Source organism: Candidatus Leptovillus gracilis (assembly GCA_016716065.1).
Classification (GTDB): domain Bacteria; phylum Chloroflexota; class Anaerolineae; order Promineifilales; family Promineifilaceae; genus Leptovillus; species Leptovillus gracilis.
In genome coordinates this window covers 94,359-107,638 of the sequence record JADJXA010000011.1, presented here as the reverse complement: position 1 = coordinate 107,638, position 13,280 = coordinate 94,359, and the positions used below count along the sequence as shown (strand labels likewise).

Here is a 13,280-nt window from a genome sequence, read left to right as displayed (position 1 = left end):
CTACTGCTCGCCTTCGATAATGTCAATCCGCTGAATCAGGTCGCCCGGCTGCGTCGGGTTGGCTTGCGGATCGCGCCGCGTGAGTGAATTGAGCACATCTTCACCGGCCAGCAGCTCGCCAAAAATGGTGTAGCCGTCATCCAGCCAGCCGGCCGGCGCAAAAGTAATGAAAAACTGACTGCCGTTGGTGTCTGGTCCGGCGTTGGCCATCGCCAACATCCCGGGGCGGTCGAAGCCGAGGCCGTCGCTGGTTTCGTTGACGAATTGGTAGCCGGGACCGCCGCCGCCCGTGCCGGTGGGGTCGCCGCCCTGAGCCATGAACCCTTCCAACACCCGGTGGAAGGTTGTGCCATCATAAAAGCCCTGGTTGGCGAGAAAAATGAAGTTATTGACAGCCAATGGGGCGACATCGGCGAAGAGGCGCAGGCGCATTTCCCCTTTGGCGGTGGTGATGATAGCTTCGTAACGGCCGTTGCCATCAATGGTCAGCGGCGGCGGCGCATCGAAGACATTGTTGCGCGCGGCGGGGGAGAGTTGGGCCAACGGCCGTTCCCCCTCCAGCGAGGTCGGTTCCGGCGGCGGCGGTGATTCTGGCAGCGTAACCGGCTGGCCGGTTAACTCTTGCAGCAGCGCCTGCACCTGCGCTGTAGATTCGGCCGGAGCGGTGGTTAACGCCCGCTGCGCGGCGGCAATCGCCTGCTCTGTATTGCCGGCATCCCGGTTCAGAGTCGCCAGCACATAATCCACCTGCCAGACCGGGACCGCACCGCCGGTGTTCAGACTGCGCACTTCCTCATAGGCGGCGATTGCCGCGGCCGAATCACCCAATTCCTGGTTCAACTGGGCCGCCCGCAGCCAGGCTTGCAGGCTCCTGGGACTCAACGCCAGACCAGATTGGATGTCGGCCAGGGCGCGATCATAATACACCAGTCGTTCTGCCTCTGGCAGTTCGGCCGCGCAAGAGACCAACGTATCGGACCGGCCAAAGAAGTTGGCGTCGTAATACGGGTCTATGGCCACAGCCTCATCATAAACAGCCAGCGCCCTATCGCAATCATTTTGCAGCCCCAACACCAGGCGAGCGTACTCATTACGAATCACCGAATTTTGTGGGCTAAGCGCCATTGCTTCCCGGTAATAGGTTTCGGCATCGGCCAGATGGCCGGCCCGTTTGGCGGCATCCTGGGTCAATTCGGTCCAGCGCGTATTCAGGCGCGCCAGGTTGGCCGTATGGTCGGTGTTGAGCGGATTAATGTCTTGCGCCCGCCGCAGCCGGGCCGCCGCCTGGTCCAAAAACGTCTCCTTTTCAACCACATCTTCGGTCAGCGTGGAGCGCTCCAGCAGGGCGCGCCCCAGGAAAAGATAGTAAAAATCTTCACGCGGGGCCATCTCAATCGCCCGCTCATAAATAGCGATAGCCACATCCCAGGTCTGCAAATCGCGCTGTTGGGACGCCTGTTGGTCGAAGGGTTTGCCCCGCTTATAGACCATATCCGCCTGAATGATGCGCATATTGGTAACGCTGACCAGAAATAGCCCGACCAACAGCAGCGCCGCCAGGCTGGCGAAACCGACGGCCGAGCCGGCCGTTTTGCTTTGGGCCATGCGCTGGCTGGACAGGGCAAAGGCCGACGCCAGCAAAATAACAATCACAAACAGGTAGAACAGGGTGAGAAACGTGCTGGATTGGCTGGCCTCGCTGACACGAAACTCTAGCAGCTTGTCAGCGGTGTCCAGGGCTTGCGTCGGCCGGGCAAACAGGCTGGCTTGCAGCAGCGCAGCCTGGATATAGGTGTATACGAGGGCGCCGCCAAAGGAAATCAGGGCGAGAACGCCAACTGGTACAAGTGAGGTGCGCCAGCCATTGGACCAGACGAACCACAACAAGCCACCGGCAACAACGGCCGTGCCCAAGCCCCACAACCCATTGCCGGCGGCCAACAGCGGCAGGGTAAACAGCAGCCCGGCCAGAGCCACCAGCCCGGCCACCAGACGGGCCTGGCTGAGATTAAACAGCAGCCGGGCCGCCGCCCACATACAAAGGACCGCCCACAACAACAGCAGCAGGCGGCCTAAAAACCAGGTTGGGCCGGCGTCTGCCGGCGTTGGTAAGCCAAAACGCAGCCCCAGGCTGACCAGGCCAATCGCCAAAAACGCCGCACCGACGATGCGGGAACGGCCGTCTGGCAGCGGCGGCTCGTCTTCCGGGAATTGCAGTTCGCCCGATTTAACCAATTCGGCGACAACCAGAGCTGTGCCCAACGCCCAGGTGAGTACCAACATGGCAAACACATAAGGCGAATCGGCAAAATCTTCGCCGGGATCAACAAAAAAGGATTGGTGAAAAATTTCGGAGACCGGTAAATCAGCTGCGTCGCTGTAGGTAACGCCGGGCGTAGGCGTAAACGTGGTGAACTCGAAGCCGAGGATGCCCAACATCAACATGAGCATCAACGCCGACAAAACGACCGGACCCCACAGGTCGCCGCTTTCCGGGCGGATGACGGCGCGCCGTTTGCGGGAACGGGTGGGCGCGAGGGATGGCGCAGAGACGGCCGTTTCCTGGACCAATGGCAGCACATATCCCACCACCAACATCAACCCGACGTAGGCAAAAAAGTGCAGCCGGGTAGCGGCAATGGCAATGCCAAAGTGGACTTCGACATAATGGGCCAAAACGGCCGCCAACAAACCGGCCAACAGCAGGCGGTCGGGCGCAAATGGATCGGTCTGTTCTTCGGGCACGGGGGCAAAAAAGGCGTAATACACCAGATACACCACCAACCCGGCAATGCTGCCAAAGGGGAAGGCTACCCCCAGCCAGGCCGGTGACTGCCAGACAGTGAACAAAACGGCCGACAACGCGCCCATGCCCAACCACAAGCCAATAAGCAAATTGCGTTCTAGTTTGGTCCGCAGCACGCCGAGCCAGCGAAAACCATAATAAAAGACGCTCAGATAGATAAACTGCCAGACGGCAAACCCCAACAATCCGGTGATGACCAGCGCATCGAACGTTTCGTTGTGCGAACGGTCTGGCGAGGCGTTGCGCGCTTCCAGGCTGGCAAGTTCGGGAGGATAAAAGCGGTTATAGGCGACATACATGGATTCCGGGCCATAGCCAATGAACGGCCGTAAAACATTCCATGTATCCACCTTACCATCGGGGAAGGCCAATGGTTCGTGCGGCAAAAACAGTTTCAGCGCGCCTTCCCATATGAGAGTACGCACCCGCCCTGTGCCATCATCAGCTTCCAACAGGCGGCCCAGGCGGCCAATGCGCGGCAGTTCGCGCCAGGAATCCAGCGTGTCTAACGCGCCGCCCACCAGCGGCGTTTCCGCCAGCGGTTCGGTGACTTCTGTCGGTAGGTTGAAAACCACCACCCAGGCAGAAACAGACAGGGCCAGCACAATCCAGCTCAGCCACAACCAGCGCCAGCCGCGCCGCGCCGCCATCATGACAAAAATCAGCAAGCCGGGCACGGCCAGGGCGACGAGAAAGGCAACAAAGGAGGTCATGCCGCCGGCGAGAGAAGCGAAGCGGCCGGTCCCGGCCACCGCGCCAACCAGCAGGGAACCCAGCAGGTAGGCAGCCAACGCGCCGCCCAACACCAGTCCGGCGGCCTTCACTGCCTCTACCGCCCGGAAACGGCCGTGATCTTCCACCGCGTTGCGTAAAGCCACCAACAGAATCAGCACAAAGGCAAACAATCCCACCCCCAGCCCCAACCAGGGGCCGCGGCTGCCAGACCAAATGATGGCGAACAATTGCAGGAACAGGACAAAAATGTAAATCGAAGCCCGGATTACATCGGCTGAAGAAAGTGCCTCGTCATTCAGGATGCTGTTAAAGGCGGCGATGATGCGCGCCAGGGTGAGTGGAAAGACCATGATCAGGTAGGCGGCGATGAAGATGGCGTTGCCCATGTGCCCGGCAACACGCTCTGTCGTTTCGCCGCCCCAGGGCAGGGGATCATAGTCAAAGTGCTGCAAAAAGCCGTAAAAAGCCACCGGGATACTGGTGATGATGGCAAAGGTGACCAGGCGGTTCAACTGCTGCCGGCTGCGCATGGTGCTGGCAATCAGCGCAAAAATGACGATATAGGCGAACGTCGTGTAGGTTCCTTGCAGCCGTTGATAAGAACCGGCCAGGCTGACGCTGGGTGAGACGGAGAACAGGGTGGAGATGAGGTAAGCAACAACCAACAAGAAGATGGGCAGGGCGAAGGGGATGCGCCATACGGCCATTTCTGCCTTCGGCCGCAGCCACGCCTGCACCTGCCGCCAATCCTGCCGGTCTATGAAGCGCACCAGCCAGGCCACCGACATCAGCACGGCAATCGAGCGCAGCAGCGTCAATTTATCCGGTTCAAAAACACGATCAGAGTGGATATTGAAGAACAGCGGAACCGCAATCACAGCGGCTATCCAACCGGCCTCGATGAGACCTTCGCACCATTGGGAAAGTTTTGAATTCATACCACCACGAATCCTTTGGACGATTTTGTACGGGAGAGAATGTTATCCTATCGGTAAAAGGGGGGCAAACGAGGGGACAATTGTCAATGGTCAATAGCCAATTGACAATTGACCATAAGGCTATTGACTATTGACAATTTCCCGGTAAATGGCCTCCACGCGGGCGACCATAGTGGCAGTGGTGAATTCGGCCAGGAGGCGGGCACGGCCGTTTGCGCCCATTTCCCGACGTAGGGCAGGGTTGTCCAGGAGGTGGGCGACGGCCGTTGCCAATGCCCGTTCATCTTTAGGTGGTACAACCAACCCGGTAAGCCCATCCTGCACCACAAACGACGTACCCGTGCCCACCTCGGTGGTGATGCACGGCAGCCCGGCAGCCATCGCCTCCAGCAAAACCAGGCCAAACGCCTCGGCGCGCACGTTGGAAGGCAGCACAAACACGTCGGCCGCCGCGTAAAGGCGGGGCAAATCGGCGTCGCTGATGTCACCCAGGAATTGCACCCGGTCGGTCACGTTCAACTCCGCGGCCAGCGCTTCCCAGGTCGCCCGCATGGGGCCATCCCCGGCCACCAGCAGCCGGGCGGCCACGTCTGGCATGGCGCGGATCAGCGTGTCTACGCCTTTGTAATAACGATGGCGGCCGACAAACAGCAGCGTCGGCAGGTCGGACGGTGGCAAGGGCAGCGGTTCGGCGTGCAAAAACGGGGTCGGATCAATGCCCAACGGCACGACGGTACAGCGGTCGGCCAGCGGGCTGAGGTAGGGGGATGTGGCGATGTAGTTGGGGCTGCTGGCGAGAATGCGGCTGGCCTGGCGCAGCACGCGGCGCAGCAGCGGCTCGTACAGGCGCAGGATGGTTTGCTGTTTCACCACGTCGCTCTGGTAGGAAATGATGAACGGCCGTTCCCCCCCCACCAACCACTGGCTCAGTTCCCCCAACGGGTAGGGAAACTGCAAATGCACGATGTCGGCCTCCAGGCGGCGCAGCAGGCGAGGAAAGGTAAGGCTCAGCGGGGTGGAAGCGGCCGTTGCCAGCCGCGCCGCCCGCACCACGCGCACGCCGTTCAGCAGCACATCCGGCTTTTCGCCGCCGGGGTTGGTCACCAGAACGGTCACTTGATGGCCGGCCGCCGCTTGCGCTTCAGCCAGGGTTCGGATGTGGTTTTCAATGCCGCCCCGGACGGGGTGGTAATCCTTATAGACGTGAATGATTTTCATGGATGCCCTGTTGTTGATTGCTTGCGTAACGCCTCCATTCTAGCATTTAGGGGTCGCCTGTGGTAGCATCCGCCCACTCTTTACGATAAAAAGAGCGAGTTGATTTGCATGACCGACCGTAAAACGTATCCGCCTCAATGGTTTAAATTCTCCATCTTCTCTCGTTTAGGCAAAGAGTTTTCGTGGATTCTGGTAGGCCAGGGAGCCGCCATCCTTGGTGGGCTGATTGGGCTGCGCTGGCTCACAGACGTTCTTTCGCCCACCACCTTTGGCGAGATCGCCTTAATTATGACCATCGCCACCCTGGTGAACCAGATCATTTTGGGGCCGCTGGCCGGGGCCGCCTTACGATTTTTATCGCCGGCGGAAGAAGACCAGAGTACGGCCGCTTATCTGCGCGCCTTGTGGAGCCTGATCGGCCAGGTGAGCCTGTGGACGGTGTTGGCAACGGCCGTTATCAGCAGTGGTCTGGCGCTGTTTGGCCGGACAAATTGGGCCTTTTTCCTGGTGTCCGCCATGGTCTACGCCCTCTTCACCGGCTACAACCAGATTCTCAACGGGATGCAAAACGCGCTGCGCCAGCGCAAGATCGTGGCCTGGCACGCGGCCTTGGGGCAGTGGCTGCAAGTAGCCCTGGTCTTGTTGGCCGTCATTCGTCTTGGCCCCACCAGCGGCAACGCCATGCTGGGTTACGCGGCGGCCGCCTTCCTGGTGCTTCCTTCCCAAACCTACTTTTTCCGGCGCAAGGTCCTGACGCTGCCGGGGATGCAAAACCAGCCAACCGCCCTAGCGGTGTATGGCTGGCGGCGCAAACTACGCGACTATGCGCTGCCCATCTCCGGTTGGGGCGTGTTTACCTGGGTGCAAATGTCCTCCGACCGCTGGGCGTTGCAGATCAGCGCCTCCACCAGCAGCGTAGGCTATTTTGCTGTTCTGTACCGCCTGGGTTACTATCCCATCACCCTGGTTACAACCCTGGTCACGCAGTTGATCACGCCGATTCTTTTCCAAAAAGCAGGCGACGCCACCGATGCGTCGCGCATGAAGACCACGACACAGGTGAACCAATGGCTGACGGCCGCAGCGCTGGCCGTGACTGTTTTGGGCACGGGATTGGCCTATTTCCTGCATGGCCCCATCTTTAACGTCTTGGTCGCCGCGGAATACCGTGCTATTTCCTGGCTGCTGCCCTGGATTATCCTGGGCGGCGGCCTGTTTGCCACCGGGCAGGTAGCTACCATCAGCCTGTTGAGCGAGGCGAATACAAAACGGCTTATTGCGCCAAAGATTGGCACGGCCGTTTGTGCCACCAGCCTCAATTTTGCCGCCGCCCATTTTTATGGCCTGCCAGGGGTGATCTTTGCCGGGGTCGTTTCCGGCGTTGTTTACATTATCTGGATTCTGGCGCTGGTCCGCCACAATGGCCGAGAGACAGGCAGCCCGGAAACCCAGTTCGGAACGGAAAATCAGGTATTGTGAAGCGCTTTCTCAACCGGTTCTACAAATGGCTGCGGCCTGTGTTTGACCCCATCCACACGCTGAATGGGCTGCGCGGTTATCGCTGGTTCTGGCGCGATTGGCGCGCCTACCGGCGGCTGCCCCAGGCCGAGCCACTGCGTCTCGGCGACGCCTACCCCCAACTGCATGACAAAACGGCCGTTTCCACCTTCGACCCCCATTATTTCTACGTCAACGCCTGGGCCATGCGCCGCGTCACGGCCAACCAGCCCGCCCGGCACGTAGACGTGGCCTCACAGGTGCTGTTCGCCAATTTGCTGGCGGCCGTTGTGCCGGTGCTGTTTGTAGATTATCGGCCGCTGCACGTCAGCCTCAGCGGCCTCTCGTCGCTAGGCGGCAGCATCCTGGCCCTGCCCTTCGCCGACAACTCGCTGACCTCCCTCTCCTGCCTGCATGTCGCCGAACACATCGGCCTGGGGCGCTACGGCGACCCGTTGGACCCCCTGGGCACGCAAAAGGCGGCGCGGGAACTGGCCCGCGTCCTGGCTCCAGGCGGCAATCTTTACTTCGCCCTGCCGGTGGGCCGCCCCCGGCTGCAATTCAACGCCCACCGCATCCACGACCCCCAGACCATTTGCGCCTACTTTGCCGATTTGGAACTGGTGGAATTTTGCGGCGTGGATGATCACGGCCGTTTCGCCGAAGCCATCAATCCGGCGGCGCTGGCGCACAGCAACTATGCCTGCGGCCTGTTCTGGTTCCGCAAGGCTGCCGCGCCACACCACTCACAAGGATAACCATCGTGCGACGTTTCCTGAAATCTCTGGTTGAACGCAATCCGGCGCTGGCCCTCAGCCTGCGCTCATATCGCCATTGGGCCACGTTGCAGCGGCAGCGGCCGTCGCCCACTCCCTTTGGCTTTTCCCTGATGGGCCATGCCGCCATGCAAAGCGGCCACTTCGAGCCGGAGGAAACGGCCGTTGTGCAAAAATTGCTGCCCGACATCGCCGTCTTTGTAGACGTGGGGGCCAACATCGGCTTTTACGCCTGCCTGGCGCGGGCCGCCGGCAAACAAACGGTCGCCATCGAACCGCTGGCAAGCAACCTGGATTATCTGTACGCCAATCTCCAGGCCAACGGCTGGGACGACGTGGAGGTCATTCCTTGTGGCTTGGCGCGGCGCCCGGGCACGGCCGTTTTGTATGGCAGCGGCACCGGCGCGTCGTTGGTCAGCGGCTGGGCGGGCGCGCCGGCCACGCTGCGCCAGACCATTCCCCTCTCCACGTTGGATATTGTGCTGGGCGGCCGTTTTGCCGGGCAGCGGCTGCTGATTAAAATTGACGTGGAAGGGGTAGAATACGATCTGCTGCAAAGCGCCGACCAAACCCTGGCGCAAACGCCGCCGCCCACCTGGCTGGTGGAAATCGCCTTCCACGAACACCATCCCGGCGGCCTGAACCGGCAGTTTGCCGAAACCTTTGCCCTTTTCTGGCGGCATGGCTATCAGGCGGTGACGGCCGACGCAGCGCAGCGAGCAGTGACGCCCGGTGATGTGCAGCGCTGGCTAGATTCAGGCACACGCGATTTTGGCGGGCCTAATTATCTTTTTGTTCAGAATTAGAAACAGGGTTCGGACACGGCTGTTGCTCCAGGCAAAATCTTCCATAGACCACACAATCAGGTCGTACCTAAAAACAATGAACCAGAAAATAACTCGTACAAAGGAAAATCAATCCGGCAGCCACCGCTTATATCGCTTGCTAACCGGCGACAACGGCATCGTGGGCACGCGCAACCGGCAAACCCGCGAGGCATGGCTGGAAAAAACTTTGCAAGCCATACCCGCCGGCCAGCGCATCCTCGACGCCGGCGCTGGCGAACTGCGTTACAAAAACCTGTGCAGTCATCTTCACTACGTCAGCCAGGATTTCGCTCAATACACCGGAGAAGGCGACGGAATAGGTTTGCAAACTGGCACATGGGACCAGACCCGGCTGGATATCGTCAGCGACATCACCGATATTCCCGTAGAAGAGGCTTCCTTTGATGCCGTTATGTGCATAGAGGTTCTAGAACATGTGCCGGACCCGATTAGCGCCTTACGAGAACTAACCCGGGTTTTACGCCCCGGCGGCGTCTTGATCGTCACTGCGCCCTTTGCCTCGCTTACCCATTATGCCCCTTACTTCTTCCAAACCGGTTACAGCCGTTATTTCTATGAGTATTGGCTGGAAACGATGGGGTACACCATTGAAGACATGCAGTGGAATGGCAATTATTTTGAATTCCTCGCCCAGGAACTACGACGTCTGCCCTGGGCAAGCAAAGAGTATGCAGACACGGCCGTTCCCCTCCATCTTCGCTTCATCCTCGGCCTTCTCCTTGCCTGGCTAGAAAAACCGGCCAAACGCAGCCAGGGCGCCGAACAATTGCTCTCTTTTGGTTTACACATCAAAGCAAAAAAACAGTAGCCCATGATCATCGTACGCCTCGCCGGAGGACTCGGCAACCAGATGTTTCAATATGCAGCCGCGCGGCAAATGGCTCACCGCCTGCAAACAACCCTCAAACTCGACATCTCGTATTACGACAGCCAGCAACTACGCAGTTACAGCCTGTCCCCGTTCGCCATCCAGGAAACATTCGCTGCGGCCGCCGAATTGACCCAAATCAGAGGCAAAAGCAAAAACAAACTCGTTAAACTTTTCTTCCGCGTCCGGCAAAATTTCAAGCTCTTTTACCGTTGGACTATCCTGCACGAAAGCCATGTTATGCCGGTAAACAGACGGTTATGGACAGAAACGGGAGACACTTACCTGGATGGTTATTGGCAAAGCGAACAATACTTCCAGAACATCGAACCACTCATTCGGCGCGAGTTCACCCTAAAAAGCACGCCTGATCCATACAGCCAGGAGATTGCCGCGTACATAGCTGATACCCAAGCCGTCAGCATTCACATCCGCCGGGGCGATTATGTCAGCGACGCGCATACCAACCGGCAGCACGGTACATGCGGCCTGGAATACTACCACGCTTGCGTCGCCCACATCAGCCAAAAGGTAGAACGGCCGTCTTTCTTCATTTTCTCCGACGACCCTGTCTGGGCCAAAGAAAACCTGCGCCTGCCGCACCCAGTTATTGTCGTCAGCCGGGAAGATGGCCGCCTTCAGGATGCCACTGAATTATGGCTGATGAGTCTTTGCCAGCATCACATCATCGCCAACAGTTCCTTTAGCTGGTGGGGAGCCTGGTTGAATCCCGATCCGCAAAAACAGGTTTATGCGCCGCAAAAATGGTACCGTAATCCTCATCGAGACAACGCCGACATCATCCCCGAAACCTGGATCAAAATTTAGGTCACCAATCACGGCGCAACTGAGTTACTCATGCAACCACCTGCCCTTTCCGTCCTGATGAGCGTCTACAACGGCGCGGCCTATCTACAACAAGCTGTAGACAGCATCCTCGCCCAAACCTTCACCGACTTTGAATTCATCATCATCAACGATGGCTCCACGGATGAAACGGCCGTCCTCCTGTCCCAATTCACCGACCCCCGGCTGCGCATCAGCCACCAGGAAAACATCGGCCTGACACGCTCGCTCAATCGAGGCATCGCCCTGGCCACCGGCCGTTACATCGCCCGTATGGACGCCGATGACGTTGCCTGGCCCGGCCGTTTCGCCGCCCAGGTGGCCTATCTGGACGCTCACCCAGAGGTCGTGCTGCTGGGCACAGCCTACCGTCACGTAGACACGCTGCGCAATCGGTCCATAGACGTCTTCCCCCCCACCACCAACGCCGACATCCGGCGGGCGATGTTGATGGAGAACCCAATTTGCCACTCTTCGGCGATGATGCGGCGAGCAGCGTTAACGGCCGTTGGTGGTTATAACGAAGCCTTCTATTACGTGCAGGATTACGAATTATGGTCGCGTCTGGCGGCGTCTGGGCAAGTAGCCAACCTTGCCGAAGTGCTGCAAACACGCCATCACCATCCGCAGAATCTATCCAACAATTTCAAAACTGAACTAAAACGATTGGCGCTGCACTTGCGCGCCAGCCGGGCGGCCATGATCCGATTGGGCTACCCCATTTATTACCAAATCCTGCTGCTCAACGGCTGCAAACTCCTGGCTGTTCGGCTCTACAGCGCTGTTCGACTCTATGTCGCCACCCACATCTTCCCACGCCAGCTATCTTCGCCTGGAGGCCAGGATTGATGGTCCAGTCGCCGGCTCCCATCCTTTACCTGGACCACGCCCCCATTTGGGGAGGCGCGGAGGCTGTGCTAGTGACGCTGCTGCAACACCTGGACCGGCGGCAGTTCCAACCATTCGTGGCGACCGCCCCGGATTCACCGTTGGCGCAGCGGTTGGCGGGCAGTGACGTGCCCATCTTGCCCGTGCCCTTCGACACGCTGAACCAAGCTGGCTGGCGGCTGCCGTTGAACCTGGCCCGGAGCGTGACGGCCGTTACCCGCCTTATCCGCCAACACGCCATCACCCTCGTCCACACCAACACCGTACGCGCCCACATCGTCGGCAGCCTGGCTGGGTGGCTCACGCGCACCCCCGTCGTCTGGACCCTGCACGACAATACCTTCCCGCCTCGGCTGGTACGCTGGCTGGCCCCCATCCCCCGCCAGACCATCGCCGTCTCCGGCTGGCTGGCGGATTTGTATGCCCCCTGCGGCCTGACAAACAAAATAACCATCATCCCCAACGGCCTCAATCTGGCCGCTGCGCCAGATAACGCGCCTTCCATTCGCGCCGAGTTGGGCATTCCGCCAGACGCGCCCCTGGTGCTTAATGTAGGGCGATTGATAGCCGGCAAAGCGCCGCACCTGTTCATCGCCGCCGCTGAAATCGCCGCCAGCCACCACCCCGATGCTCATTTTGTCCTGGTGGGCGGCCCAGACGACGGCGAAGCGGCCGATCATATCTATCTGGAGCAGTTGACACAGGCCATTGCCGGCGCGTCGTTGGGCAGCCGCCTGCACGCGGTTGGGCCGCGCCCGGATGTCGGCCGGTTTTATCAGGCGGCTGCTGTGGTGGTGTATAATGCTGTCCAGCCGGAGGGCCTGCCCACTGTTTTGCTGGAAGCGATGGCTTACGCGCTGCCGGTCGTCGCTGCGGCCGTTGGCGGTGCGCTGGAAATTGTGCAAGACGGCCGTACCGGTATTCTGACGCCGCCCAACGATGCCGCCGCCCTGGCAGATGCCATTCACACCTTACTCGCCAATCCTACCGCCCAACAAAGTATGGGCCTGGCGGGCCGAGAACGGTTGGCGGCAGCGTTTTCAGTGCCCCAACAAATACAAAAAACGACGGCGATTTATCTTGCCGTCCTGCAAGGAGATCAACCATGACCACGCCTCTCGCCAATGACCAGCCGCCGGCGGCTGAATTGGACATTCTGTTTGAAGACCCGGCAACGGCCGTGAACACCCACCTCAGCAGCAAAGCCACCAGCCAGAACTATCTGCGCTTCGCCGATGAAGTGAAGCAGTATATTCCGGCGGGCAGTGTACTCGATTGGGGATCCGGGCGCGGCCAGATGAGCTGGCTGCTGCACCGGCGCGGGTTGGACATCACCAGCTACGACGTAGACGACAAGCGCGACCCCCGCTTTATTTTGCCCGACGTGTCCTTTGTACGGGCCAACCACCCCACTGAACTGCCCTGGCCGGAAGCGTCGTTTACCGGGCTGCTCTCTTGTGGCGTTTTGGAACATGTGCCCGACGACCAGGCCGCGCTGGCCGAGATTTTTCGCGTACTCCAACCGGGCGGCTGCCTGTTTATCTATCAACTACCCCAGGTCTACGCCTACACAGAATTTATCAACCGGATGCGCGGGCTGTGGTATCATGACCGGCGTTACACTCTTGGTCGCACCCGGCAAATGTTGCAGCAGGCCGGGTTCAGGGTGCTGGTCGCCCGGCGGCACAACTTTTTCCCTAAGAATCTCACCGGCTTGCCGGTGCGCGCGCGGCAAATGTACAACCGCCACGAAGCCCGGTTTACGGCCGTCGAACAACACTTAGTCAAAATCCCGGTGGTCAATTGGCTGTGTCACTCTTTAGAACTGGTGGCGCAAAAACCCCAGCCCTGATGTCGGCC

Annotated in this window: 10 protein-coding genes; 8 read left to right on the top strand and 2 right to left on the bottom strand. The window is 59.6% G+C overall.

Annotation, left to right across the window (positions count from 1 at the left end):
* Positions 1 to 4,479 (bottom strand): peptidylprolyl isomerase, encoded by a 4,479-nt coding sequence (locus tag IPM39_21565; protein ID MBK8988625.1) that lies wholly within the window; start codon positions 4,477 to 4,479, stop codon positions 1 to 3.
* 120 nt (positions 4,480 to 4,599) lie between these two features.
* A complete protein-coding gene (locus IPM39_21560) occupies positions 4,600 to 5,697 on the bottom strand; it encodes a glycosyltransferase (protein ID MBK8988624.1) in 1,098 nt (365 codons plus the stop codon).
* A 108-nt stretch (positions 5,698 to 5,805) separates the two neighbouring features.
* On the opposite strand from IPM39_21560, the gene IPM39_21555 reads away from it, so the two are divergent.
* The 8 genes from IPM39_21555 to IPM39_21520 all read left to right on the top strand — a co-directional run bounded on the left by IPM39_21555 (position 5,806) and on the right by IPM39_21520 (position 13,272).
* Positions 5,806 to 7,176, top strand: coding sequence for a lipopolysaccharide biosynthesis protein (locus IPM39_21555; GenBank protein MBK8988623.1), 1,371 nt, complete (start codon positions 5,806 to 5,808; stop codon positions 7,174 to 7,176).
* A gap of 224 nt (positions 7,177 to 7,400) precedes the next feature.
* Complete coding sequence (locus tag IPM39_21550) at positions 7,401 to 7,952, top strand: DUF268 domain-containing protein (protein ID MBK8988622.1); 552 nt, start codon at positions 7,401 to 7,403, stop codon at positions 7,950 to 7,952.
* A 5-nt stretch (positions 7,953 to 7,957) separates the two neighbouring features.
* Positions 7,958 to 8,776 carry an FkbM family methyltransferase gene (locus tag IPM39_21545; GenBank protein ID MBK8988621.1) on the top strand — a complete coding sequence of 273 codons (819 nt, stop codon included), beginning with the start codon at positions 7,958 to 7,960 and terminating at the stop codon, positions 8,774 to 8,776.
* 76 nt (positions 8,777 to 8,852) lie between these two features.
* Positions 8,853 to 9,626, top strand: coding sequence for a methyltransferase domain-containing protein (locus IPM39_21540; protein ID MBK8988620.1), 774 nt, complete (start codon positions 8,853 to 8,855; stop codon positions 9,624 to 9,626).
* A 3-nt stretch (positions 9,627 to 9,629) separates the two neighbouring features.
* Positions 9,630 to 10,514 carry an alpha-1,2-fucosyltransferase gene (locus IPM39_21535; GenBank protein MBK8988619.1) on the top strand — a complete coding sequence of 295 codons (885 nt, stop codon included), beginning with the start codon at positions 9,630 to 9,632 and terminating at the stop codon, positions 10,512 to 10,514.
* A 30-nt stretch (positions 10,515 to 10,544) separates the two neighbouring features.
* Positions 10,545 to 11,381, top strand: a complete 837-nt coding sequence (locus IPM39_21530) for a glycosyltransferase (protein ID MBK8988618.1) — start codon at positions 10,545 to 10,547, stop codon at positions 11,379 to 11,381.
* Positions 11,378 to 12,529 carry a glycosyltransferase family 4 protein gene (locus IPM39_21525; GenBank protein ID MBK8988617.1) on the top strand — a complete coding sequence of 384 codons (1,152 nt, stop codon included), beginning with the start codon at positions 11,378 to 11,380 and terminating at the stop codon, positions 12,527 to 12,529. The genes IPM39_21530 and IPM39_21525 overlap by 4 nt, the downstream gene beginning before the upstream one ends.
* Complete coding sequence (locus tag IPM39_21520; protein MBK8988616.1) at positions 12,526 to 13,272, top strand: class I SAM-dependent methyltransferase; 747 nt, start codon at positions 12,526 to 12,528, stop codon at positions 13,270 to 13,272. Before IPM39_21525 ends, IPM39_21520 begins: the two co-directional genes overlap by 4 nt.
* Positions 13,273 to 13,280 lie beyond the last annotated feature (8 nt).